Origin of the sequence: Yinghuangia aomiensis (assembly GCF_039542225.1) — a bacterium.
Classification (GTDB): domain Bacteria; phylum Actinomycetota; class Actinomycetes; order Streptomycetales; family Streptomycetaceae; genus Yinghuangia; species Yinghuangia aomiensis.
Genome location: NZ_BAABHS010000019.1, coordinates 60,615 through 84,839 on the forward strand (window position 1 = coordinate 60,615; position 24,225 = coordinate 84,839).

The window sequence follows — 24,225 nt, forward strand, 5'->3', positions numbered from 1 at the left end:
CGCGCAGACACGACTCCCCGGGTGGGGTGCCCGTCGGCGCGCCCGGCACAAGTGCTAAAGGCACTCCCCGCGACGCGGCAGGAACGCCGTTCTGCCGTCACCAACCTTCCTACGGCCCGATGTCTTCCCGGTGACCGGACGCCGAACTCCGGGAAGCGCCGGGCGACTAAAGATCGTCCTCGGAGTCCGCCTCGGCGAGCACCGGCGACGCGTGGTGCAGCCACAGCTTCCAGTCGCCGCGGATGCGCCGGAAGATGTTGGTGACCACTGCCTGGCCGCCCGCGAAGCCCGCCTCGTCGCCGCCGTCCTCCTCGCCCATGCCGGTGAGGAGGCTCGCCGTGCACGACAGGATCGCCACGTCGCCGTCCAGCGTGACCTGCACGTCCGTCAGGAAGAACTGCACGTAGCTGGTGTTCGCCATGATCAGCGCGTAGGACCGCAGCACCTCGGCGCGCCCGCGCAGCACCGGCCAGCCCGGGTGCACGCAGGTGATCTCCGCGCCCTCCGGCCCGTCCGCCCATATGGCGCCGAGCCGGTCGAGGTCGCCTTCCTCGACGGCCGTCCACAGCGCGAGGTTGAGGTCCCGGACCTCGACCGCGTCCGGAGACAGCAATTCGTCCTCCGGGCCCGTCATCGGGCGGCCTGCCAAGCCGCCGCCACCCGGACCGCGTCCCGCGAGGCCGGAACCTCGTGCACTCTGACCCCCCATGCCCCCGCGGCCGCGGCAAGGGCGGTCACCGCGGCAGTCGCGTCGTCACGGCCGCGCGGTGCACGCAGCCCCTGGTCGTCGGCGAGCAGCCGACCGAGAAAAGCCTTGCGGGACGCGGCGACCAGAAGCGGCCTGTGCAGCGACACCAACGCGTCCAAGTGCGCGAGCAGCGACCAATTGTGCTCGGCCGTCTTCGAGAAGCCCAGCCCCGGATCCAGGATCACCGCATCCGGGTCGACACCCGCCGCGACCACCCGGTCCATCCGCTCGACCAGTTCGGCACGGACCTCGGCGACCACGTCGTCGTACGCGGTCAGGTCCTTGTCCTGCATCCGCCGGCTGTGCCCGCGCCAGTGCATCACCACCACCGGCACCCCGGCGGCCGCGGCGAACGCCGCCATCGCCGGATCGGCCAAGCCGCCGCTCACGTCGTTCACCACCGCGGCACCCGCGTCGACCGCGGCGCGCGCCACCTCGACGCGCATCGTGTCGACGCTCACCAGCGCACCCGCACGCGTCAGTTCGCGCACCACGGGCACCACGCGCCGCAGCTCTTCGTCGAGCGGCACGCGCTCCGCGCCGGGCCGCGTCGACTCGCCGCCGACGTCGACCAGGTCGGCGCCCTCGTCGAGCAGCGCCAGCCCGCGCGCGATGGCATCGCCCGGGTCGAACCACAGGCCGCCGTCGGAGAAGGAATCAGGGGTGACGTTGACCACCCCCATGACCGCGCACCGTCCGAAATCCGGCAGGCCCCGCACGCTGGGCGGCTTCACTCCGAGATCGAGCCCCCCGCCGGCGGTGCCCCCTTCGGACCTGGTCGTCGCTGTCATGGCCCCAAGCGTAGGGGCAAAGCCGCACCGCACCGGCCAGCCGCCCCGCGCGCCACGCCCACAAACGCCACGGCCGGCCGACCCCTTCCGGGGACGACCGGCCGAACGCATGTATGGGGCAAGAGAATCCGGCCGCATCCGGCCGCGCCGCGGGATCAGCGGCCCAGGATCAGACTCATCGCCTCGGCCCGGGTAGCGGCCTGGAGCAGCTGGCCGCGCACGGCCGAGGTGACCGTCTTCGCGCCCGGCTTGCGGATGCCGCGCATCGTCATGCACATGTGCTCGCACTCGAACACCACGATCACGCCGCGCGGCTGCAGGATCTTCACCAGCGCGTCGGCCACCTGGGTGGTGAGCCGCTCCTGCACCTGGGGACGCTTGGCGTACACGTCCACCAGGCGGGCCAGCTTGGACAGCCCGGTGATCCGGCCGTCCTCGGACGGGATGTAGCCGATGTGCGCGACACCGTGGAACGGCACCAGGTGGTGCTCGCACGAGCTGTACACCTCGATGTCCTTGACCAGGACCATCTCGTCGTGGCCCAGGTCGAACGTCGTGGTGAGGACATCCGTGGGGTTCTGGTGCAGCCCCGCGAATATCTCGCGGTACGACCGGGCGACGCGGGCCGGGGTGTCCTTGAGGCCGTCGCGGTCGGGGTTCTCCCCGACCGCGATCAGCAGCTCGCGGATCGCCCGCTCGGCGCGGTCCTGGTCGAACTCACCCACGGCGCCCGTGCCGTCCAGGGTGACCGGGTCGATCGTCACGTTCAGTTCTCCGCAGCGTCCGTCGGGCTGTCGGGCACGGTGGTACCCGCGCTGCCGCCGGTGGTTCCGGTCGGCGCGGCCCCGCCGCCGTTCAGCGCGCCGGCGCCGTTGCTGCCGTTGACGGTCAGTTCCTTCGGGGTCATGACCGGGGGACGGCTGGACGGCTGACGGCGGCTGGACCCCGTCCACGCGGGACGGGCCGGCCGCTTGGCGACCGGGGCGAAGATCTCCGCGACCTCGTGGCGGTCGAGGGTCTCCTTCTCCAGCAGGGCGAGGACCAGGTTGTCGAGGACGTCGCGGTTCTCGACGAGGATTTCCCACGCCTCGTTGTGCGCCGACTCGATGAACCTCTTGACCTCTTCGTCGACGATAGCGGCGACTTCTTCCGAGTAGTCCCGCTGGTGGGCCATCTCACGGCCGAGGAACGGCTCGGAGCCGTCCTGGCCGAACTTGATGGCGCCGAGGCGCTCGGTCATGCCGTACTGGGTGACCATCGCGCGGGCCAGACCAGTGGCCTTCTCGATGTCGTTCGACGCGCCGGTCGTCGGGTCGTGGAAGACCAGCTCCTCGGCCGCGCGCCCGCCCAGCATGTACGCCAGCTGGTCGAGCATCTCGTTGCGGGTGGTGGAGTACTTGTCCTCTTCCGGCAGCACCATCGTGTAGCCGAGCGCCCGGCCCCGGGACAGGATGGTGATCTTGTGCACCGGGTCGGTGTTCGGCAGTGCGTGCGCCACCAGGGCGTGGCCGCCCTCGTGGTACGCGGTGATCTTCTTCTCCTTGTCGCTCATCAGCCGGGTCCGCTTCTGCGGGCCGGCCACGACGCGGTCGATGGCCTCGTCGAGCGACTTGTTGTCGATCAGCTTCTGGTTCGACCGCGCGGTGAGCAGCGCGGCCTCGTTGAGCACGTTGGACAGGTCCGCGCCGGTGAAGCCGGGGGTGCGCTTGGCGACGGCCTTGAGGTCGACGTCCTCGGTGACCGGCTTGCCCTTGGCGTGCACCTTGAGGATCGAGTGGCGGCCCTCCAGGTCGGGGCGCTCGACGGCGATCTGCCGGTCGAAGCGGCCCGGGCGCAGCAGCGCGGGGTCGAGGATGTCCGGGCGGTTCGTCGCGGCGATGAGGATCACGCCGCCCTTGACGTCGAAGCCGTCCATCTCGACGAGGAGCTGGTTGAGGGTCTGCTCGCGCTCGTCGTGGCCGCCGCCGAGGCCCGCACCGCGGTGCCGGCCGACGGCGTCGATCTCGTCGACGAACACGATGGCGGGGGCGTTGGCCTTGGCCTGCTCGAACAGGTCGCGGACCCGGGAGGCGCCGACACCGACGAACATCTCGACGAAGTCGGAACCGGAGATCGAGTAGAACGGCACGCCGGCCTCACCCGCGACGGCGCGGGCGAGCAGCGTCTTGCCGGTGCCGGGCGGGCCGTACAGCAGCACGCCCTTGGGGATCTTGGCGCCGACGGCCTGGAACTTGGCGGGCTCCTGCAGGAACTCCTTGATCTCGTGGAGTTCCTCGACCGCCTCGTCCGCACCGGCCACGTCGGCGAAGGTCGTCTTCGGGGTGTCCTTGGAGATGAGCTTGGCCTTGGACTTCCCGAAGTTCATGACCCGGGAGCCGCCGCCCTGCATCTGGTTCATCAGGAACAGGAAGACGATGACGATCAGGGCGAACGGGAGAAGCGAGAAGAGGATGCTGACGAGCGCGCTCTGCTTGCCGATCTTGACGGTGTAGCCGTCCGGGATCTGGTTCTGCGCGGCGGCATTCGTCAGCTTTTCGGCGATCGCCGCGCCCTGCTGGTCGTTCAGGTACGACGACTTGATCTTGCTGCTGCCATCGATCTTGATCTGCTTGCCGTCGGGCCCCTTCTTCAGGGACAGCTCGACGGCCTGGTCGTTCCCGCCGATGATCTTGGCGCTCTGGACCTGCTGCTTGTCGATGGCCGAGATGACCTGGCTCGTGTCGACACCCTTGTAGCCGCTCGATCCGCCGACGAGCTGCATCAGGACGAAGACAGCAAGTACGGCCAGCACGACCCACATGATCGGCCCGCGGAAAATGCGCTTGACGTCCATTCATGCGGGGCTAAAGCCGCCCCGTCCCTCCTGCCAGCTCCTTACCCGGAGACCTGCTGGCCTCCAGGCTCACTGCCTGTCCACTGCCCTGTCCGGTGTCGCCCGCTCGCTCTGCCGCCACCGGGCCGCAAAAACGACGCTTCACTGCGTACGAAGGTACACCGGAGGTCGCCGCGGCACCGCGCCGCGAGCCGCCCGACGGCGCCGCGGTGCGCGGACGAACCCTTTGTCGCTCCTTGCAACGAGGGGAAACCATTCCCTTGTTCCCGGCAGGCGCACCCGGAAGCGGGGAAAATCGCGCGGACGGGGGTGTGAAACCGCGCGGACGGGGGTCAGGCCGGCTTGCCGCCGGAGTACACGTGCTCCGCCAGGGTGCCGACGAACGGCAGGTTGCGGTAGCGCTCCGCGTAGTCCAGTCCGTAACCGACGACGAATTCGTTCGGGATGTCGAAGCCCAGGTACTTCACCGGGATGTCGACCTTCGCCGCTTCGGGCTTGCGGAAGAACGCGCACACCTCGAGCGACGCGGGACCGCGCGACGCGAGGTTCGCGAGCATCCACGAAAGAGTGAGCCCGGAATCGATGATGTCCTCGACCACCAGGATGTGGCGGTCGGCGATGTCGGTGTCGAGGTCCTTGAGAATGCGCACGACGCCCGACGACTTGGTGCCCGAGCCGTAGGAGGAGACGGCCATCCAGTCCATCGTGATCGGGGAGTGCAGTGCGCGGGCGAGGTCCGCCATGACCATGACGGCACCCTTGAGCACCCCGACGAGCAGCACGTCGCGGCCTTCGTAGTCGCGGTCGATCTGCTCGGCCAGCTCGCGCAGCTTGGCGTTGATCTCGTCTTCGGTGACCAGCACGCGCGCGAGGTCGGTGCCCATGTCTTTCTCGTCCACCAGTGCTCTTCTCTCAGATCTCAGAGATGTCCTGTGCAGTCCCCGGAGGCCGTTCCCGGGGGGTCTCGCGGGAACGGCTCAAAGCTGCGAGGGCCGGTGGAAGAGAAGCTTTCCACATCGCCTTCGTATCTCGACGCCGCCCGGGAGGTTGATGGGGCCCTGGCCGTGCCACGCGGTGACGAGGCGTTCGACGGTGTCGATGTGCCGGGCGTAGAGGTCGCCGGGAGGCGAACCGGCGGTGACCGCGGTGCGGCGCAGGATGCGGCGGCGGACGGCGGCGGGGAGTTCGGCGAGGGCGGCGACTTCGAGGCCGCCGTCTTTGGTGACCTCGGCGGCGGCCCGGTCGGCCCAGGCGTCGAGCGCGTCGGCGTCGTCGCGGAACAGGCGGGCGGTGCGGGCGAGGGATTCGCTGATGCCGGGGCCGAGCGCTTTCTCCAACGCGGGGAGGGCGTCGTGGCGCACCCGGGCCCGGGTGAACGCGGGGTCCGCGTTGTGCGGGTCGTCCCACGTGGCGATGTTCTGCGCGACGCAGGCCGCGCGGGTCGTGTCGCGCGCCACGTTGAGCAACGGGCGGCGGTAGTGGCCTATTACGGCCGGCATGCCGGCCAACGATCTGGCTCCGGAGCCGCGGGCCAGCCCGAGCAGCACCGTTTCCGCCTGGTCGTCGAGCGTGTGGCCGAGGAACACCGCGGCGGCGCGGTGGCGTGCGAAGGCCAGGTCGAGTGCTTCGTAGCGGGCGTTGCGCGCGGCCGCCTCGGGACCGCCGCGGCGGCCGACCCGCACGCCGAGCGCCTCCACCGGGTCCAGTCCGAACTCGCGCAGCCGCCCGACCAGGTCGACGGCGCGCCCGGTGGACCCGGGCTGCAGGCCGTGGTCGACGGTGATCGCCCCGGCGCGCATGCCGGCGCGCGACGCTTCGAAAGCGGTGGCGGCGGCGAGCGCCATCGAGTCGGCGCCTCCGCTGCAGGCGACCAGGACGAGGTCGCCGGGGTGCAGGGTGCGGAGCACCTCGCGGACGGCGACCCTGGTTGCGGCGACGGCGGGATGCGGGCCCACGCTGTACCTCCTGGTGCATGCGGGAAGTGGGGGCGGCACAGGGGGCCGCGGGCACATCCGGGCACCGCCCGCGGCAGCGCGGCGCGGATCCCGCCCGGCACAGGTCGTCCCCGGGGCAGGCAGACGGGGCCCGACCCTGGCCTGCCCTCCAAGTTACGGCACACACTGGCCCACCCGCGTGAAGGTTCACGGAGTGTCGCGCCGGAAAGTAGTCGGACGGATACCCTCAGTGGTTCGCGATCGCGTCGTATGCGGTTGTTCGTTCCGTTTCGCGCCCCGGCCGGCGCCCGCGCTCAGTTCGTGCCGGAGCGCGTGCCGTGCACGCGGTCGACCCAGGTCTGCGGCGCGGCGATCTCGCCGCGCGTGGGCAGCGTGTTCGGCGACGTCCACACACGGTTGAACCCGGCCATGCCGACCTGCTCGACGACGGTGCGGACGAACCGCTCGCCGTCCCGGTACTGGCGGAGCTTGGCGTCCATGCCGAGGAGCTTGCGCAGCGCGAGGTCCATGCGCCCGGTGCCGCGTGCCCGGCGCTGCTGGAACTTCTCGCGGATCTCCCCGACGGTCGGGATGACCTGCGGGCCGACGCCGTCCATCACGTAGTCGGCGTGGCCTTCGAGCAGCGACATGACGGCGGTGATCCGCTGGAGGATCTCCCGCTGCGCGGGCGTCTGCACGAGTTCGACGAGGGAGGAGTTCTCCGCCGCAGGTTCGTCGTCCTTGCGGCCGGGCAGCAGCGTCTGCGCGGCTTCCCGGACGCGCCGCAGCATCGCGGCCGGGTCGACCTCGGTCTCGGTCAGGAAGGCGTGGACTTCCTGCTCCAAGTGGTCGCGCAGCCAGGGGACGGCGGTGAACTGGGTGCGGTGGGTCTCCTCGTGCAGGCACACCCACAGGCGGAAGTCTCGGGGGTCCACGTCGAGTTCGCGTTCGACCTGGACGATGTTCGGGGCCACCAGGAGGAGGCGCCCGGCGGGCTGCGCGGCGTCGGCGGTGTCCGGCGGGGCGGCGTCGCCGAGCGGCGCGAAGGTCTCGTACTGCCCGAGCACGCGGGCGGAGAGGAAGGAGAGCAGGGTTCCGAGTTCGATCCCGGTGACCTTGCTGCCGACGCCGGACAGCGCGTTGCCGCCCGGCATGGTCTCGCGGCGGTCGTTCACCTTGTCGAGCAGCGGCCGCAGCACGTGGCGGAAGCCCTGCACGTTGGCACGCACCCACCCGGTCCGGTCGACGATCAGGACCGGCGTGTCGTTGCCGCGGGTGTCGAGTCCGGTGAAGGTCCGCACGTGGCCTTCGGATTCGGCGGCGTACGCGCGCAGTTCGGCCACCGCGGCACGGGCCTCCTCGCGCGTCACCTCCGGCCCCGGGCGTACCAGCTTGGTGGCCGTCGTGACGGCCAACTCCCAGTCGATCATGTCCGCACCGCTCGTCATACGGCCACGGTACGTGCAATCCCGGGCCCCGCGCTGCCGGAACTCCCCCGCGGAGCGAGGCAGAGGGCACCGGAAAGCGAGGTGGGGGGCGTGGTGGGGCGGAGGGGACGCGGGTGATTGAGGGGGTCGCGGCGCGGCGGCGGAGGGCACCGGAGGCCGGACCGGGCCACGGGGCACCGACGCGCCCCGCCCCGGTTCCGGCGTCCCGGCTCAGGTTCCCGGGGTGCCGCAGCCGCAGCCGGCCAAGGTGGCCGCCATGGCGTCGAGGGGTTCGCGGGCGTTCTCGGCGTTGTCGGAGGCCGGGATGCGGTCGGCGAGGAAGGCGAAGGCGAGGAGCCGGCCGTCCTTGTCGCGGACGATGCCGGCCAGGGTGCTCACGCCGGTCAGCGAGCCGGTCTTGGCGCGGACCAGGCCGGCCGCGTCGCGGGACGCGGTCTCGTCGAAGCGCTCCTGGAGGGTGCCGGTGAAGCCGGCGATCGGCATGCCGGTCAGGGCGGGCCGCAGCGTCGGGTGGTCGGCCGACGCGGCGAGCGCGAGCACGCGGGTCAGCACCGCGGGCGGCAGCCGGTCGTTGCGGTTGAGCCCGCTGCCGTCCTTGAGGTCCATCGCACCCAGGTCGACACCGAGGCCGGTCAGCACCTCGCGCACCGCGGCGGTTCCGCCGTCGAACGACGCCGGCTGTCCCTTCGCGAGGGCGATCTGCCGGATCAGCGCCTCGGCGATGTCGTTGTCGCTGGCGGTCAGCATCTGCTCGACGACCGACGTGAGCGGCGGCGACTGGACCGCGCCGAGTTCCGCCGCCCCGGCGGGCGCCTGGCCCGCCGCGGGCTTGCCGTTGACCGCGATGCCCTGCTGGGCGAGCGCCTGCGCGAACTGCTGGGCGGCGCTGCCCGCCGGGTCGGTGAGCCGCTGGCTCGGGGCCTCGACGGTCTTGGCGGTCACCCGGCCCTCGTCCGCCATCAGCGGGACGACCGGGGCGATGTTCTCGTTCGCGCCGATGGGGTGGCTCACCGGGCCGCTGTAGAGCGACACGTCGTAGGTCAGCTTCACCCCGGTGACGCCGTTGCGGCGCAGCGACGCGGCGGTGGCGGCGGCGAGTTGGTCGAGCCGGGCGGGCGCGTACTGGCCGGCGTACTGGCTGCCGTCCAGCGCGGTGAGCGTCGGGTCGCCGCCGCCGACCAGGACGATGGTGCCGGGGTCGGCACCGGCCACCACGCGGGTGGTGATCCGGTGGTCCGCACCGAGCGAGGCCAGCGCCGCGACCGCGGTGGTGATCTTGGTGGTGGACGCGGGGGTGGCCGCGCGGCCCGCGTCGACGCTGTAGAGCACGCGTCCGGATGCGACGTCCACGACGGACACCGCGACCTTGCCGGCGCCGCCGAAGATCGGGTCGGCCAGCAGGGGCGTCAGCGCGGCCTGGACGCCCGCGTCGGTGGGCGCCGGTCCGGCCGGATTGCCCTCCACGGGGGCGAGCAGCGCGGGTGTGATCCGGGTCTCACCCGGGATGCCGCCCTGCGGTGCGGAGTCGCCGCCCGCGGAACCTCCCGCGGACGCCTCGGCGGTGCCGCGGTGTTCGCCGTGGTGCTCGGCCACGCGGTAGCCGTCGCGCCACGGACCTGCGGCGTAGACGGCCAGAAGGGCCACGAGGATCCCCGCAAGGGTCGCCGCCAGGGCCACCGTCCTCACCCTGGGCACGCGTGACCAACCCCTCTCGAAGGTGTTTCCAGCAGATCCACTTCGGCACGCCCGACGGGCATGCGAGACACTGTCAGCAGACTAGGTTCTGTTCGGGACTCCGGCAGGACTCCTGTCACCCTCATGGGGGTGCCGGGACGCTCCCACCGAAGAACCGTGCGCCGTGCTGCGTTGCGCGGCCGGGTGTCCGCATGCCGCAAAGTCCACGGGACAGACCGGGGATTTCGCCCGGATGCACCGCGGACTTCACGGACAGACCCTAACAATCCCGGCCGAACAATGGATGGAGGAGCCTTGGAGTTCGACGTCACCATCGAGATCCCTCGGGGTTCGCGGAACAAGTACGAGGTGGACCACGAGACCGGTCGCATCCGGCTCGACCGCATGCTTTTCACCTCGACGCGCTACCCGGCCGACTACGGCTTCATCGAGGACACCCTGGGTGAGGACGGCGACCCGCTCGACGCCCTGGTGCTGCTCGAGGAGCCGACGTTCCCGGGTGTGCTGATCCGCTGCCGCGCGATCGGCATGTTCCGGATGACGGACGAGGCCGGCGGCGACGACAAGGTCCTGTGCGTCGCGGCGACCGACCCGCGCATGGAGCACCTCCGCGACATCCACCACGTGCCGGAGTTCGACCGCCTGGAGATCCAGCACTTCTTCGAGGTCTACAAGGACCTGGAGCCCGGCAAGTCGGTCGAGGGCGCGGACTGGGTCGGCCGCACCGAGGCCGAGGCCGAGGTCGAGGCCTCGTTCAAGCGCCTCAAGGAATCGGGTCACCACTGACCTGCGGATTCCGGACGGAATTGACGGAGATTCGCCCGCGGAGGGGCGGCTGCCGACACGCAGCCGCCCCTTTCGCATGCCCGCTTCCGGGGTCGCCCGCGGCCGGCTCCCGGCCGCGCCGGCAGGCGGGCCGGCAAGCACGCGGCCTCGCCTGGGCCATGCGGTGGAAAATCACGCCAGGTGATAATCCTGCTGCAATATGCACCTAATGTGACGGATGTGACCCGAACTCGGACCCTCGCGCCTTCCGTCCTTCTGGCTCTCGCGCTGCTTGCCGCCGGTACGTCCGCGGCGCGCGGCGACGATCCCGCCGGGTACCCCGATGCCGCCGACGTCGCCCGCGCGCAGCTCGACGCGCAGGCGAAGGGCACCGCGGTCGACCGCATCCAGGCCGAACTCGACCGGTCCCGCACGGATCTCGACCGGCTGTCCGCCGACGCGGGCCTGGCCGTCGAGGCGTACAACGGCGCCCGGGTCGGCGCCCGCGGTGCCGCGCTCGCGGCCGACGCGGCCCGGGACCGCGCGGACGCCGCCGGGGCCGCCGTCGACCGCGCCCGCGAGGACCTCGGCCGGGTGGCCGCCGACGCCTACCGGCAGGGCGGCTCCGCCGGGCTGGGCGAACTGCGCGCCATCCTCGACGCGCCGACTCCCGCGGACGCCCTGCTGCGCACCGAAGCCGTGCGCCGGGTGGTGCGCGAGCGCGAGGACACCGTGCGCCGCGGCGCCGCGGCGGCGAAGAACGCCGCCGACGCCCGCCGTACCGCGGACGCCGCCGCCCGCACCGCGCGCGACGCGGAGGAGAACGCCGCCGAACGCCGCCGGGCGGCCGCAACCGCGGTCGCCGCACAGGAGGCCCGGGTCCGCGATGTCGCCGCCCGCCACGAGGCGCTCGTGGTCGAACTCGCCGCCGCCCGCGACAGCTCGGTCGCGCTGGAACGCCAACGCCAGGACGGCTTGGCCGCCGAGGCCCAGCGGCGCGCGGAGGACGAGGCCCGGCGCCAAGCCGAAGCCGCCGCCCAAGCCGCCGAAGCCGCCGAAACCCTGTCGCGCCTCGCCCCGGCCGACCGCCCCGACGCCGGTTCGCCGCAAAAGCGGGCCGCGCCCGCCAAGGGTGCCGCGGCGGCGATCGCCTACGCCAAGGCCCAACTCGGCAAGCCGTACGTGTGGGGCGGCGAAGGCCCCGACGGTTTCGACTGCTCGGGCCTCGTCATGCAGGCCTGGCGCCGCGCGGGCGTCAAACTCACCCACTTCGCCGCCACCCAGTACGCCGAAAGCCACCCGGTGGCCTACCGCGACCTGCGCCCCGGCGACCTGGTGTTCTGGACGGAGACCCCCAAGGCCCGCGACATCCACCACGTCGCGATGTACCTCGGCGACGGCAAGATGATCCACGCGCCGCGCACCGGCGACGTGGTCAAGATCAGCAGTCTCTTCTCCATGGGCACCCCGGACTTTTACGCCCGTCCGTAGGCACCCGAACGCGCTACCCGCCGAGCAGTCCCCCGCCGAGCCGCCACAGCTGCACGCGGCCGGTGTCCGGGTCCGCCGTCACCCACGTGCCGTCGTGCCGCACGATCAGCCACGCGCGCTCGTCGTCGTCCGGGTACTCGATCTCGGCTGTCGGCCGCAGGTCCGGCACCGAGAACACCACGTGCCGCTGGGCCGACGACGCGGCGAGCACCCGGTCGGGGCCGAGGAAGCCCGCGTAGAAGTCGAACTGCTCGTCCTGGCCGGAAAACAGCTGCGCCGGCTGGCGGGCGGCCACTATCCCGCCGTCGGGCGAGCGCAGCAGCGCTATCGGGCCTTCGCCGTACGGCGTGGTCAGCATGAGCCCCGAGCCAGGCTGGATGTCGATGAGGATCCGGGTGTCCCCCGGCGGCACCTCCGCCGCCGGGCCGGTCCCGTCGGACGCGACCAGGAAGATCCGGTAGGCGTCGTCGCCGTGCCCGGCGGCAACGCCGACGTGGATGCCGTCGGGGTGCGGCAGCAGCTCGGAGCCGACGGTCTCGGACGGCAGCAGCGCGGTGCGCCGCACCGACCCGTCCTGCGCGTCGAACAGCATGCACGCGTCGCCGTCCTCGGTCCGGGCGACCGCCCAAACGCCGCGCGCGTCGGTCGTCACGACGCAGGAGCCGGACTCCTCGAACACCCAGTCGGCGTGCGGGTGCGACCACACCTGGCGGCCCGTCATGTCGAGCACGCTGACCCGGTCGGGTCCGGACGCGGCGACGAACGACAGGTCCGGGGCGACCGCGTGGCCGCCCTTCCACTCCTGCGGGAGCGCCACGGTGCGGAGGACCGTCAGCTTGTCGTCGAGGACGAGCAGTTCGCCTTCCTCGGTGTGCGCCAGCCATACGGACGCGCCGGGGACCCGGTCGAGACTCCACAGGGGCGGCAGCGAGGTCTGCGCGACGAGGTGAGGACGCATGCGCAGACGGTACCGCCGCCGGGCCCGGGCTTCAGCCCGCCGGTACGACCGCGGTCCGCACGGCGAACTCGGTGCCGTCCTCGGACAGGTCCAACTCCACGGATACCGAAGCGAGTTCGGCCAGGCTGCGGACGTGGCTGCCGCCGCACGCAATGTGCGCGTCCCCTTCGGGAAGTGCACAGTGCCAGACACGCCGCGCGGTGAGTGCGGGGTCCGGCACCTCGATCCGCACCGGCGCGCCGGTCGCGAGCCAGCCGGCGAGGGTGGCGTTGACCCGGTCCCGGATCGCCGGGAGGTCGGCGGCCAAGTCGTCGGGGGTGAAGCCCTTTTTGCGCAGCGACTTGCCGATCCGGTAGTCGTCGCGGCTGGCCCGGTCGAGGATGCGCGACGCGTCCATCGCGAGGTTGTCGAAGTCGGGGCGGCCGAGGGCGTCGGTACGCACACCCGGTTTGCGCCAGCGCGCCGCGAGGGCCTCGTTGAGGGCGAACGCCATCAGGTGGCAGGCGGTGTGCGCGGCGCTCAGTCCGGCGCGGCGGTCCGCGTCGACGGCGAGCACGGCCTCCTCGCCGACGAGTGCCTCGGGCGCGAGCCCGTCGACCGCGTCGACGATGTGCAGCACGAGCCACGCCCACGCCTCGTCGCCGCGGCGGACCGGGATGCCGGCCGCGACGGCGAACGCGCCGTCCGGGCCGACGCCGCCGGTCTGGCAGTCGACGACGGGCAGTTCGTGCCCGGCGACGGTGAGCGTGCCGGTGTCCGCGGGCTGGTCGGGCCAGGTGTGGTCGAGCGGGTGGAACGGGGTCTCCGCGACCACCACGGCCCAGCGGCCGTCCGGCAGCACCCGGACGGCGAGCACCGGGGATTTTCCGGCCACGTCGCCCGCCGGGTAGCCGACGATCGTCGAGGTGGTGGGGAGGGGCATGCCGGCACTCCTTCGTGCTGTGTGCGACCGGTGCGCCCGACCGGGTCGGCGGCCGGAGGCTCGATCATGTACTGAAGCACAGGGAATCGGAAAGTTCGGACAAGGCGAGCATGCACGTGTACGAGTTGGCCGCCGGGATGGCGGCGCAGGGCGATCCCGACGAAGTGAAGCGGGGCGTCGGCTGGATGCTCGCGTCCTTCGTCCTGACCTTCCTGGCCACGCGTTTCGTCACGCGCATGATCCGCGCGGGCAAGGGCCCCTTCCGGGACATGAAGCTGCCGGGCGGCCTGCACGTGCACCACCAGGTCTACGGCATCTTCCTCATGCTGGTCTCCGGTGCCGCGCAGTTCGCGTACGAGCCGGACACGCTGGCGCGCGACATCCTGGCGGCGGTCTTCGGCGCCGGTGCCGCGCTCACGCTGGACGAGTTCGCGCTGTGGTTCCACCTCGACGACGTGTACTGGTCGGCGAACGGCCGCAAGTCGGTGGACGCGGTCCTCATCGCGGCGGCGATCGGCATCCTGCTGCTGTTCGGTGCCAACCCGTTCGACATCGGCAGCGGGGACAGCAAGCCGGCGATCTTCGCGGTGGTGGTGGTCGACCTGGCGTTCTCGTTCGCGGCGATCTTCAAGGGGAAGGTGGCGACCGGCCTGATCGGGATCTTCGTCCCGACGGTGGCGTGGATCGCCGCGGTGCGGATCGCCAAGCCGGACTCGCCGTGGGCGCGCTGGCGCTACCCGGAGGGCTCGCGCAAGCGGCAGCGGTCGCTGCGGCGTTTCCCGCCGGGCCGGCGGACGCACTGGGACCGGTTCAAGGACCTGCTCGGCGGCGCGCCGAGCCGGTGAGACGGCGCCGCCCCCGGCGCGGGCGCAGCCGGGGGCGGGATGCCGGTCGACCGGCGAACCGGTCAGAGGTGCGGGAGGACGTCCGTCTCCAGGAGGCGCAGGCTCTCCCAGGCGAGCTGCGGCGGGATGCCGCCCATCATCGGGTGGAACATGCCGAACGCGGCGTCGCCCATGGCCTTCAGCTCGTCGACGTACTGCTCCGGCGTGATGACCCGGTACTGGCCGGTGGCCTTGAGCTTCTCGACGCTGTCGACGGTCTCGTAGCCGCCGATACCGGAGGTGCCGGCCGCCGCCATCATCGCGCCGTACTCGTTGACCTCGTGCATCGCGTGCGGGGCGATCCGCTCCCAGTCCGCCTCGGGGTCCTTCGACAGGTGCAGGAAGCCGGTGTCACCGCCGAAGTACGGGCCCGGGTCCTCCTGGCCGAGCTTGATCTTCTCGTCCCGGTAGAACTCCCACAGGCCCGGGTTGGACGGCATGAAGCCGTCGGCGATCCGCGCCGCGCGCCGGGCGGCGGCCTCCACGCTGCCGCCGAGCACGATCGCCGGGCCGCCCGCCTGGAACGGCGCCGGGGTGACCCGCACGGTGCGGCCGCGGAACTCGAACGGCTCGCCGGTCCACGCCGCGCGCAGCGTGTGCACCATCTCGGTGGTCAGCTTCGCGCGGTCGCGCAGCGAGCGGTCGAACATGTCGAACTCGGGCTCGTTGTACCCGTTGGCGAGCACCACGCTGACCCGGCCCTGGCTGATCAGGTCGACGACCGCGAGTTCCTCGGCCATGTGCAGCGGGTCGTGCAGCGGGGCGGGTATCGCCGCGATGTTGATCATCATGTTCTTGGTGCGGGACGCGATCGCCGCGGCCATCGGCAGCGGGCGCGGCAGGTAACCGTCCTCGGAGCCGTGGTGCTCGGACAGCACGGCCATCATGAAGCCGCGCTCTTCGGCCCAGGTGACCATGTCCAGCGCGGCCGCGTACCGCTCGCCCATCGTGGTGCCCGCGAAGGACGGGTTGCGGAAGTCGAAGCGAAGCGCGAACACAGCCATGCGGTATCTCCTGGATCCGACGCCCGCTGCCCGCGGTGCGCCCCGTGCCTGATGGAGCGTCAGGTTAGTGTCGCGCGGCGTAGAGAACCAGGTCCAGGACACAATCCATCTTTCGGCCCGCCAGGCCGTGTCCTAGGCGTCCGTCGGTGCGGGATCGGATTCGGCCAGGGCACGGGCCAGCAGAGTGCGGAGCGTGCGCCGGTCGGCGTCGCCGAGGCCGCGCAGCGGCGGGTCCTCGGCGAGCTTGGCGAGCAGCTCGGCACGCAGGCCCAGGCCGTCGGCGGTGAGCGCGACCTGCTTGGCGCGGCGGTCGCCGGGCAGGGGGCCGCGCACGACGAGGCCGCGTTCTTCGAGCCGGTCCACGACGAACGTGACGTTGGGCGGCTCGCAGCACATGCGGCGGCCCAGTTCGCGCATGCCGACCGGGTCGGCCAGCTCGTACACCGCGTTGGCCTGCGCGGCGGTCAGGCCGACGGCGGTCGCGCAGGCCGCGAAATGCGCGTCGAGCCGCGCGGTCGCCTCGTACAGCAGCGGCGTCAACCCGGGCAGCGCACCTTCCGCCGAGCCCCCCGATACGGCCGTCCGGCGGCCGCGGTCCCGCGTGTCCATGGTCTCACCCTATCGTTCGAGCACGAATGATTATTGCTCGAATATTTTGCGGTATAACGGATCCGTCGATCTGACTATCCGTCAGAAGTCTTCGGTCGCGCAAGAAAGGCACCCCGCGATGCCCGACACCCCCACCCCGTCCGCACTCCCCCTGGCCGGCCGCATGGCGCTGGTCATCGGCGGCAGCGGCGGCATCGGTTCGGCGAGCGCCGCGCGCCTGCTGCGCGACGGCTGCTCGGTCACGCTCAGCGCCCGCCGGGAATCCGAACTCGCCGCGACCGCCGAACGCCTGCGCCCGCTCGCCCCGGAAGGCGCCGAGGTCCGCTACGTCGCGGCCGACGGCTGCACCGCGGAAGGCGTCCAAGCCGCCGTCGACGCCGCCGTGCACCCGGGCGGCCGCCTCGACATCTGCGTCGCCACCGTCGGCGGCGGGAAGGTCTCGCCGCTCCTCGCCCTGGACGAGGAGCAGTTCGCGGAAGACCTGCGCCGCAACGTGATCAGCGGCTTCCTGGCGATCAAGTACGCCACCCCGCCGATGGCGGCCAACGGCGGCGGCTCGATCGTCATGATCTCCACGAACGCGGCCAAGCTCTCCTGGCCGTATCTGTCCGGCTACGCCTCCGGCAAGGCCGGCCTCGAAGCCTTGGTCCGCTGCGCCGCCGACGAACTGGCGCCGCTCGGCGTGCGCGTCAACGCCGTCCGCCCCGGCCTGGTCAAGTCCCAGGAGGATGCGCGGATCTTCAAGGACGACGAACTCATCGCGGCCTACCTCGCCAACAAGCCGCTCGGCCGCACCGGCGTCCCCGACGACATCGCGGGCGCGGTGCGCTACCTCGCCGGACCCGAGGCGTCGTGGACCACCGGCCAGAGCATCGCGGTCGACGGCGGCAACGAACTGCGCGCCGCGCCCTCGTTCGAAAAGCTCGCCCGCCGCACGGTCGGCGACGCGGTGGTGGACGCCGCCCTGGCCGGACGCATCCCGGAGTAACCCCCGCGGGCGTGGACCCCACCCGCGCCCGCACCGCCCGACCCGCGGCCCGGCTACACCGCCGGACCCGCCCCGACTCCCCACGACGGAGAACACCATGACCCAGGACGTCCAGCTCTCGATCGGCCTGCCCAACTTCGGCCCCTGGCCCGGCGACGACTGGCGCGGCTTCGTCGACGTGGCGCGCGCCGCGGAAGACGCGGGCATCGACCGCGTCGTCCTCGTCGACCACGTCGTCATGGGCCCGCACACCGACAAGTACGTCTGGGGCCGTTTCCCCACCCCGCCGGAGGCGCCGTGGGCCGAGCCGCTCACGCTGCTCGCCGCGATGGCCGCGGTCACCGAGCGCGTCAAGCTCGCCACCGGCATCCTCATCGCCCCGCTGCGCGGCGCCACCCTGCTCGCCAAGCAGGCCGCCACCCTCGACCAGATCAGCAACGGGCGCCTCGAACTCGGCGTCGCCTGCGGCTGGCAGCGCGAGGAGTACGACGCGGCCGGCCTCGACTGGAACCAGCGCGGCCAGCTGCTGACCGACACGCTCGCGGCGTGCAAGGCCCTGTGGACGCAGACCCCGGCCGCGTTCACGTCCGAGACGGTCAACTTCACCGACACCTACCTGATGCCGCGTCCCGTGCAGCAGGGCGGCGTCCCGCTGTGGATCGGCGGCTCGCTCAACAAGCGCAACCTCCAGCGCATCGTGGAGTCCGGCGACGGCTGGATCCCGATCATGGGCCTGTCGACCCCCGACATGGCACGCGACGTCACGACGATCCGCCAGGCGCTCGCCGACGCGGGCCGCGACCCGGCGGCGCTGCGCGTCCAGGGCCCGATCCCGATGACGAAGGGCGACGACGGCGCGTTCGACCTCGCCCGCACGATGGAGAACGCCCCCGCGGTGATCGAAGCCGGCGCCACCACGGTGCAGCTGCCGATCCAGGCGTTCTGCTCGAACGCGAAGGACGCCCCGGCGTTCTTCGCCGCGGCCCGCCGCGCCTTCGACACGGTCGTCGGCAGCTGACGCAACCTCACCCAGCGCGCGAAAGGGCGGCACCCCGGCCGGGGTGCCGCCCTTCGTCGTGTGCGGCCGCCGCTACGACCGGTACACGATCACCTTGTCGCCGATGCGCACCGTGTCGAACAGCTGCGTGATGAGCGCCTTGTTGCGGACGTTGACGCAGCCGTGCGACGCGCCGTTGTAGCCGTTCTTGGCGAAGTCCGGCGAGTAGTGCACGGCCTGGCCGCCGCTGAAGAACATCGCGAACGGCATGGACGTGTGGTAAAGAGTCGACACGTGGTCGCGGGACTTCTGGAAGACCGAGAACGCGCCCTCACGGGTCGGCAGTTCGGCCGAGCCGAAGCGCACCTCGAACGAGTACTGCGGGACGCCGTCGACGACCCAGGTCAGCTTGCGCGTGGTCTTGTCCACGCACATCGCCCGGCCGGTCATGCAGCGCGGGTCGAGGTTGCCGGCCGGCTTGGCGGGCGGCTTGGTCGCGGGCTTGCTGGTCGACGGCTTCGCGCTGGTCGGCTTGGACGTCGACGGCTTGGCCGAGGCCGACTTCGCGGCCGACGACTGGCTGGGCGTCGCACTGGGAGCGGCCGTGGTCGGCAGGTCCGTCGGGGTCGGCGCGGCCGTGGTGGCGGGGGCCGACGACGGGTCGGACGGCGCCGCGGTGGTGGCCGCGACGGGCTTGGCGGACGCGGCGGCGGGCTTCCCGTCCGAACCGGACGAGCAGGCCGACGCGGCCAACACGACGGCCACCGCCGCCGCGGTGACGGATATGCGTATGCGCGACTTCTTCAATTCCTGCCAGCCCTTCTGTGCCCAGCACGACCGACCCCGAGTACGTTCTGCCCGATTGACGCGATCGGACCCGATTGGGGTTGCACTCCGGCAGGTCTCAGGTGTGTCACCGAAATGTCATCGCCGTGTCCGGGCGGGAGCGGCCGTTTCCGGCGCAGCGCGTACGGCTGCCGCCGACCCTCACGTTTCGAGCGGCATCATCTCCTGCGCGAACTCGTCCACGAAGTCCGCCCACGACGCCGGGGCGGTGGCGGGCCGGATCACGAACTTGCTGATACCGCCGTCGATGCACGCGCGGACGATGCGGCGCGCGGCCTCCCACCCGACCGGCACCAGATCGGCCGGGTCGGCATCCGGCTGCCGTTCCCGCAGGGCCCGCAGCAGCTCGGCCGGATAGTCGCCGAACGCCACCGGCAGGCTGAGCCCGAAGTGGTCGTCCTCGACCACCCGCCCGGCTTCCGCCGCGGCCGCCTCGATCGTCCGCCGGCCGCGGGCCGCTTCGCCGGGGGTCACGGCGGCGGCCAGCCAGCCGTCCGCGAGGCGCCCGATCCGGCGCAGCGCGGCAGGGCCGCTGCCGCCCAGCCACAGGTCCAGCTTCCGGGCCGGGCGCGGGCGGATCGTGATGCCCTCGCATTGGTAGAACTCGCCCGCGTAGGTGACGTTTTCCCGGTCCAGCAGGAGCCGGAGGAGCGCCAGCGCCTCGTCGAAGACGGCGCCGCGGCGGCCGGGCACCGGGAACAGCTGCCGCTCGAATGCCCGCGCGTGCTGGACGCCGAAGGCCGGCAGGATCCGCCCGGGCGCGAGGTCGGCCAGCGTCGCCAGCTCCTTCGCCACCGCCACCGGGTTGCGCCCGGGCAGCACCGAGACGCCCGTGCCGAGCTTGAGCCGCGTGGTGCGGCCCGCCGCGAACGCCATCCCGACGTGCGGATCGGGCAGGTCCGCCGTCACCGCGTCGGGCAGCCACAGCGAGTCCACGCCGAGCTTCTCCGCACGGTCGACGAGCCCGCCGAACGTCAGACCGTCGCCGTCCCCGCGAGGACCGGCACCAATACCCACCCGAATCTTCACCGGACCACCGTCACCCCGGAACTGACGGTGCGTCAACCCATGTTCGGGACCTCGGGAGCCGCTCGGCAGGCGGCTTTCCGCCCGCCCACTTACGATCGAAACAGATCGCACATGAGCGCTATCCGCGAAGGATCGTTGCCCAATCGACACGTTTGGCGTAGTCCCGCGCGGTTAGTCGTGAGAAGTAACGGCTGAGAAGTACGGCTTGGCTCCGAGGCTGCGTCACCGGACGTCACCGTCGGCACGTGACACGTGCCGGATTTCGTCCTGCGGCCTTCATTCTCGACCCTCAGGCGGCGCACATGTACCTCGTCTTCGCCCTCCTGGCCCCCATAGCGCTGTTCGGCCTCCTGCCCGGCCTCGCTTGGTTCGAGGAACGCATGCTGGGGCCGGGGCTCCCGCGGAGCCTCCCGGGTGCCGAACCCGAAGCGAAGACGACGGGCACGCCCGCCGATACCGCCCCCGCCGCCGAAGCCTCCGCCGAAGCTCCTGCCGCGCCCACCCTGCCCACGGGGCCGGCAGCCGCCACCGTCACCCCGATCGCCGCCGCGGCCGAGCGCCCCGACGCGGACCGCACGCCGCCGATCCCCCTGAAACCGGTCCCGCCGCCCGTCCGCACCGCGCCGCACCGGCACCGCCTGCGCCGCCCCGCGAAGCACCGCCGCGGCCTGCGCGCCGCCTGATCGCCCGCTCTCGGCCGTCGACCCGCCCGCGGGTCAGCCGCCGGTGCGGCGGCACAGCTCCAACGTGGTCGTGACCAGGAGTTCCAGGCCCATCTCGGCGTGGGCCTCGTCGGCGAGGATCAGGTTGCGGCTGGTGAGCCCGTCGAACCCGGCGACGAAGTAAGCCGCGATGTCCGCGGCGGGCGTCGAAGGTGCCCGACTCGGGCGCCGAGTTCCGCACGTGGGCGATGAACTCCGCGGTCAACTGCTCGCCGACCGACCGGTACAAGTAAGTCCGCATGGTGGTTCCCGAAGCGGCTGGGCCACGTGGTCCCGCATGTGGACATGGAGGGGCAGAAGCTGGTGCTGCCCGAGGTGCGGGGCGAACAGCGCGAGCAGCACGAGCGGGAGCCGGCGCGCGGCTGAATCGGCCGCCCCTGCCGACCTGCCGACTCGGCCGACCGGGTCGTCCGGGGCATGCCCGCCGCCCGCCGCCCGCCGCGGAGTCCGCGGCGGGCGGCGGGCATGTCCGGGAGTTTCCCAGGGTTTCCGGGAGTGCTTACTCCTGGCCGAGCCACAGGTCGGGGCCGAAGACCTCGTAGTGGATCGCTTCGGCGGGCACGCCGCGGCGCAGGAGGCCGCCGCGGACGGCGCGCATGAACGGCAGCGGGCCGCACAGGAACACGGTGGTGCCGGGCCTGACGTCGAGGGTGCCGACGTCGATCGTGCCGCTGTTGGCGCCGGTGTCCGCGGCGTTCTCCTCGTACCAGACGCTCAGGTCGGCGGCGGCGCAGGCGGCGACGCGGTCGCGCTGTTCGGCGGCGTGCGCGTGGTCGGCCGGGCTGCGGTCGGCGTGCACGACGGCCACCGGGCGCTTCGCGTCGTCGGCCGCGAGGCCGTCGAGGATCGCCAGCATCGGGGTGATGCCGATGCCCGCGGACGCGAGCAGCAGCGGGCCGTCGCCTTCGGGCAGCACGAGGTCGCCGAACGGGGCGGAGACGGTCAGGACGTCGCCGACCCGCGCATTGCGGTGCAGCCACGTGGAGACCTCGCCGTCGGGCCCGGCGCCGTGCACGCGCTTGACGGTGATGCGCCAGTCGTCGGCGCCGGGCGCGGCGGACAGGCTGTACTGGCGGATCTGCCGGGCACCGTCCGGGAGTTCCACCTGGACGCTGACGTACTGGCCGGGCCGGAAGGTGCCTGCCGGGCCGCCGCCGGCGGGACGCAGCCGGAACGACACCGTGTCGGCGGTCTCCTCGGTGCGGCCGGTGATCTCCATGCGCTGCCAGACGTCGCCGTCGGGCCGTCCGGCGTCGCGGTACAGGCCGGCTTCGAGCGCGATGAGCGCGTTCGCCATCAGCCAGTACACCTCGTCCCACGCGGCGGCCACCTCCGGGGTGACCGCGTCGCCGAGCACCTCGACGATCGCCGCGAACAGGTGCTCGTGGACGATCTTGTACTGCGCGGCGGTCACGCCCAGCGCGGCGTGTTTGTGCGCGATGCGCGCCAGCATCGCGTCGGGGCGGGCCTCCGGGCGCTCGACCAGCAGGGTGGCGAACGCCGCGATCGACCCGGCCAGCGCCTGCTGCTGCTCGCCGTTGGCCTGGTTGCCGCGGTTGAACAGGTCGCGCAGCAGCTCGGGGTGGGCGGCGAACATCCGCGCGTAGAACCGCGGGGTGATCTCGCCGAGGGCGGCGCCGACCGCCGGAAGGGTGGCGCGGACGACCGGTATGGACTGCTCGGACAGCACGAGGACTCCTCTTAATCGGTAAACGATCTTCAAGTTTTGACCCGGTCTTGCCCCGCCCTCCGAGGGCAAGCGGATCAGTCGGACGGCCGGCCGGAAAGCCCGACCAGCACCGGCCCGGCGGGCCCGGCGGCGAGATCGCCGACGGTCAGCCGGTCCAGAGACGCATAGAACGCCTCCTGTGCCGTACGCAGCGCCCCGCGCAGCCGGCATGCGGCCCGCAGCGGACACGGCGGATCGCCCGCGCAGGCGACCACTTCGCCGTCTCCCTCCAGCTCGCGGACCAGCCAGCCCACCGAGGCGCCCCGGCCGAAAGCGGTCAGTTCCAGACCGCCGCCGCGGCCGCGGCGCGCGTCGACGACACCCAGCTCGCGCAGCCGGGCCACCGCCTTCGCCATATGCGTGTACGGCACTTCCACGGCTTCGGCGACCTCGCGCGTGGTGATCGCGGGGTCGTTCGAGGAGACCGCCAGGCGCATCACGGCACGCAGCGCCAGGTCGGTGAACTTCGTCAGCCGCATGTCCCGGACGCTAGCAAATCGGCATCGGGGACTCGAATTCAGGGGGTGGGCCGGCCGGTCCCGCGCCCGACGGGCGGCGAGGTCGGGGCGAAGGCCCCGGACAACCGGGCCGTTCGGCCCTGTCCGGGCCCCCACCCCCGGGCGGATCATGGCTTCGGCGTTCCGGGAAGGGCCGTGGCCCTCTCGCGCACCTGCGAGTCCTTCCCGGTCCGCCGACACCGCGTCCGTCCGCGGGCCGCGGCTCAGGAGGCCCGTGCCACCTGAAGCAAGCGCACGGCGGCTTCGGGGAGTTCGCGGCCCTTGAGCCACACCGCGTGCAGCAGTCTGCGCAGCGGGACCGCCGGGTCGACCTCGACCTCGACCAGGCGCCCGTGGTCCACGTCCTCGTGGACGGCCAGCGCGGAGAGCACCGCGGGGGCGAGCCCCCGCGCGACCGCGCTGCGCAACGGCGCGGTGGAGCCGAGTTCCAGGACCGGCACGGCCGGCCCGTCGTACGGACGCAGCGCCTTCTGCAGGGTTTCGCGCGTACCGGAGCCGGGTTCGCGCAGCAGCAGCGGCGTGTCGGCGAGTTCGCGGCCGCTCAGCGGGCGGCGGCGCCGGGCCCACGGGTGGCCGGGGGCCACCACCACGGCGAGGCGGTCCCTGCCGACGACCGTGCGGTGCAGGTCGTCCGGCACCCACGGGCCTTCGACGAAGCCCAGGTCGCAGGCCCCGCGGCGGAGCGCCTCGATGACGCCGGCGCTGTTGGTGACGGTGAGCCCGACGTGCGTGTCGGGCTCCTGCTCGCGCAGGGCGACCAGCCAGCCCGGCATGAGTTCCTCGGCGATGGTCAGGCTCGCCGTCACGACGAGCCGGTTGTCCTGCCGGGACCGCAGCGCGGCGGCGCCCTCGACCAGCGCCTCGGCCTGTTCGAGGAGCGACCGCGCCCAGTCGCCGACCACGGCCCCGGCCGGGGTGAGCCGGGAGCCCGACGTCGACCGGTCGAGCAGCCGCAGGCCCAGGCGCCGCTCCAGGGTGCGCATCCGGGCGCTCGCGGAGGGCTGGCTGATGCGCAGCCGCGCGGCGGCCCGCCCCAGGCTCCCGGTCTCGGCGACGCAGACCAGCAGTTGCAGCGCATGCAGGTCGGGAAGCGGCCGCAGGTCACGATTGTCGGGGTCAGAGGCCATAGAGCGACTCTATGCCCTGGTACCAAGATCGCGTCTACCGGGCCCGGGCCGCCCGGCGGAGGCTGGATCCATGGTTCTCGCCGGTCCCGAACGCCGCATTTCCGCGCGCCGCACCCCGCCGCCCGCCGCTGCTCCCGCGGCTCCGCCCGCAGCTCCGTCTGCGGCACCTTCGGCGGGTCCCCCGGCA

At 72.5% G+C, this 24,225-nt stretch carries 23 protein-coding genes; 6 read left to right on the forward strand and 17 right to left on the reverse strand.

Features of this window, described 5'->3' with window-relative positions; all coding sequences use genetic code 11:
• Nucleotides 1-166 precede the first annotated feature (166 nt).
• The 8 genes from ABEA93_RS25375 to dacB form a co-directional block, all read right to left on the reverse strand.
• Complete coding sequence (locus ABEA93_RS25375) at nucleotides 167-634, reverse strand: nuclear transport factor 2 family protein (RefSeq protein WP_345678076.1); 468 nt, start codon at nucleotides 632-634, stop codon at nucleotides 167-169.
• On the reverse strand, nucleotides 631-1,431 hold the full coding sequence (gene folP, locus ABEA93_RS25380) for a dihydropteroate synthase (protein WP_345678171.1): 801 nt from the start codon (nucleotides 1,429-1,431) through the stop codon (nucleotides 631-633). The genes ABEA93_RS25375 and folP overlap by 4 nt, the downstream gene beginning before the upstream one ends.
• Before the next feature lie 263 nt (nucleotides 1,432-1,694).
• Nucleotides 1,695-2,303 (reverse strand): GTP cyclohydrolase I FolE, encoded by a 609-nt coding sequence (gene folE, locus ABEA93_RS25385; protein WP_345678077.1) that lies wholly within the window; start codon nucleotides 2,301-2,303, stop codon nucleotides 1,695-1,697.
• A gap of 2 nt (nucleotides 2,304-2,305) precedes the next feature.
• Nucleotides 2,306-4,372, reverse strand: a complete 2,067-nt coding sequence (gene ftsH / locus ABEA93_RS25390) for an ATP-dependent zinc metalloprotease FtsH (protein WP_345678078.1) — start codon at nucleotides 4,370-4,372, stop codon at nucleotides 2,306-2,308.
• 332 nt (nucleotides 4,373-4,704) lie between these two features.
• On the reverse strand, nucleotides 4,705-5,271 hold the full coding sequence (gene hpt, locus ABEA93_RS25395) for a hypoxanthine phosphoribosyltransferase (protein ID WP_345678079.1): 567 nt from the start codon (nucleotides 5,269-5,271) through the stop codon (nucleotides 4,705-4,707).
• 78 nt (nucleotides 5,272-5,349) lie between these two features.
• Complete coding sequence (gene tilS, locus ABEA93_RS25400; protein WP_345678080.1) at nucleotides 5,350-6,327, reverse strand: tRNA lysidine(34) synthetase TilS; 978 nt, start codon at nucleotides 6,325-6,327, stop codon at nucleotides 5,350-5,352.
• Nucleotides 6,328-6,620: 293 nt separating this feature from the next.
• Complete coding sequence (locus ABEA93_RS25405) at nucleotides 6,621-7,754, reverse strand: zinc-dependent metalloprotease (RefSeq protein WP_345678081.1); 1,134 nt, start codon at nucleotides 7,752-7,754, stop codon at nucleotides 6,621-6,623.
• A gap of 210 nt (nucleotides 7,755-7,964) precedes the next feature.
• Complete coding sequence (gene dacB / locus ABEA93_RS25410) at nucleotides 7,965-9,431, reverse strand: D-alanyl-D-alanine carboxypeptidase/D-alanyl-D-alanine endopeptidase (RefSeq protein WP_345678082.1); 1,467 nt, start codon at nucleotides 9,429-9,431, stop codon at nucleotides 7,965-7,967.
• Nucleotides 9,432-9,743: 312 nt separating this feature from the next.
• Here dacB and ABEA93_RS25415 point away from each other — a divergent pair, with 312 nt between their 5' ends.
• Together ABEA93_RS25415 and ABEA93_RS25420 are read left to right on the forward strand one after the other, a co-directional pair.
• On the forward strand, nucleotides 9,744-10,235 hold the full coding sequence (locus tag ABEA93_RS25415; RefSeq protein WP_345678083.1) for an inorganic diphosphatase: 492 nt from the start codon (nucleotides 9,744-9,746) through the stop codon (nucleotides 10,233-10,235).
• Between the two features lie 219 nt (nucleotides 10,236-10,454).
• On the forward strand, nucleotides 10,455-11,705 hold the full coding sequence (locus ABEA93_RS25420) for a C40 family peptidase (protein WP_345678084.1): 1,251 nt from the start codon (nucleotides 10,455-10,457) through the stop codon (nucleotides 11,703-11,705).
• Nucleotides 11,706-11,718: 13 nt separating this feature from the next.
• Here ABEA93_RS25420 and ABEA93_RS25425 read toward each other — a convergent pair whose 3' ends face one another.
• A complete protein-coding gene (locus ABEA93_RS25425; RefSeq protein ID WP_345678085.1) occupies nucleotides 11,719-12,663 on the reverse strand; it encodes a YncE family protein in 945 nt (314 codons plus the stop codon).
• Between the two features lie 31 nt (nucleotides 12,664-12,694).
• Nucleotides 12,695-13,585: an alanyl-tRNA editing protein gene (locus ABEA93_RS25430; protein WP_345678086.1), complete on the reverse strand. Its 891-nt coding sequence runs from the start codon at nucleotides 13,583-13,585 to the stop codon at nucleotides 12,695-12,697.
• Between the two features lie 110 nt (nucleotides 13,586-13,695).
• Here ABEA93_RS25430 and ABEA93_RS25435 point away from each other — a divergent pair, with 110 nt between their 5' ends.
• Complete coding sequence (locus ABEA93_RS25435; protein ID WP_345678087.1) at nucleotides 13,696-14,430, forward strand: hypothetical protein; 735 nt, start codon at nucleotides 13,696-13,698, stop codon at nucleotides 14,428-14,430.
• Between the two features lie 62 nt (nucleotides 14,431-14,492).
• Here ABEA93_RS25435 and ABEA93_RS25440 read toward each other — a convergent pair whose 3' ends face one another.
• Both ABEA93_RS25440 and ABEA93_RS25445 read right to left on the reverse strand, forming a co-directional pair.
• Complete coding sequence (locus ABEA93_RS25440; protein ID WP_345678088.1) at nucleotides 14,493-15,473, reverse strand: LLM class flavin-dependent oxidoreductase; 981 nt, start codon at nucleotides 15,471-15,473, stop codon at nucleotides 14,493-14,495.
• A gap of 132 nt (nucleotides 15,474-15,605) precedes the next feature.
• Nucleotides 15,606-16,082 (reverse strand): MarR family winged helix-turn-helix transcriptional regulator, encoded by a 477-nt coding sequence (locus ABEA93_RS25445; RefSeq protein WP_345678089.1) that lies wholly within the window; start codon nucleotides 16,080-16,082, stop codon nucleotides 15,606-15,608.
• Nucleotides 16,083-16,200: 118 nt separating this feature from the next.
• Here ABEA93_RS25445 and ABEA93_RS25450 point away from each other — a divergent pair, with 118 nt between their 5' ends.
• Together ABEA93_RS25450 and ABEA93_RS25455 are read left to right on the forward strand one after the other, a co-directional pair.
• Nucleotides 16,201-17,070, forward strand: a complete 870-nt coding sequence (locus tag ABEA93_RS25450; protein WP_345678090.1) for an SDR family NAD(P)-dependent oxidoreductase — start codon at nucleotides 16,201-16,203, stop codon at nucleotides 17,068-17,070.
• Between the two features lie 97 nt (nucleotides 17,071-17,167).
• On the forward strand, nucleotides 17,168-18,088 hold the full coding sequence (locus tag ABEA93_RS25455; RefSeq protein ID WP_345678091.1) for a TIGR03619 family F420-dependent LLM class oxidoreductase: 921 nt from the start codon (nucleotides 17,168-17,170) through the stop codon (nucleotides 18,086-18,088).
• Nucleotides 18,089-18,160: 72 nt separating this feature from the next.
• On the opposite strand, the gene ABEA93_RS25460 is transcribed toward ABEA93_RS25455, so the two are convergent.
• Complete coding sequence (locus ABEA93_RS25460) at nucleotides 18,161-18,874, reverse strand: L,D-transpeptidase (protein ID WP_345678092.1); 714 nt, start codon at nucleotides 18,872-18,874, stop codon at nucleotides 18,161-18,163.
• 180 nt (nucleotides 18,875-19,054) lie between these two features.
• Nucleotides 19,055-19,942: a TIGR03854 family LLM class F420-dependent oxidoreductase gene (locus ABEA93_RS25465; RefSeq protein WP_345678093.1), complete on the reverse strand. Its 888-nt coding sequence runs from the start codon at nucleotides 19,940-19,942 to the stop codon at nucleotides 19,055-19,057.
• A gap of 245 nt (nucleotides 19,943-20,187) precedes the next feature.
• Between ABEA93_RS25465 and ABEA93_RS25470 the strand changes: the two genes are divergently transcribed.
• Nucleotides 20,188-20,625, forward strand: a complete 438-nt coding sequence (locus tag ABEA93_RS25470) for a hypothetical protein (RefSeq protein WP_345678094.1) — start codon at nucleotides 20,188-20,190, stop codon at nucleotides 20,623-20,625.
• Between the two features lie 538 nt (nucleotides 20,626-21,163).
• Here the strand turns inward: ABEA93_RS25470 and ABEA93_RS25475 are convergent.
• The 3 genes from ABEA93_RS25475 to ABEA93_RS25485 all read right to left on the reverse strand — a co-directional run bounded on the left by ABEA93_RS25475 (nucleotide 21,164) and on the right by ABEA93_RS25485 (nucleotide 24,038).
• Nucleotides 21,164-22,354 carry a globin domain-containing protein gene (locus tag ABEA93_RS25475; protein WP_345678172.1) on the reverse strand — a complete coding sequence of 397 codons (1,191 nt, stop codon included), beginning with the start codon at nucleotides 22,352-22,354 and terminating at the stop codon, nucleotides 21,164-21,166.
• 74 nt (nucleotides 22,355-22,428) lie between these two features.
• Nucleotides 22,429-22,872, reverse strand: coding sequence for an RrF2 family transcriptional regulator (locus ABEA93_RS25480; protein ID WP_345678095.1), 444 nt, complete (start codon nucleotides 22,870-22,872; stop codon nucleotides 22,429-22,431).
• Between the two features lie 242 nt (nucleotides 22,873-23,114).
• Nucleotides 23,115-24,038, reverse strand: a complete 924-nt coding sequence (locus ABEA93_RS25485) for a LysR substrate-binding domain-containing protein (protein ID WP_345678096.1) — start codon at nucleotides 24,036-24,038, stop codon at nucleotides 23,115-23,117.
• Nucleotides 24,039-24,225: the final 187 nt, after the last annotated feature.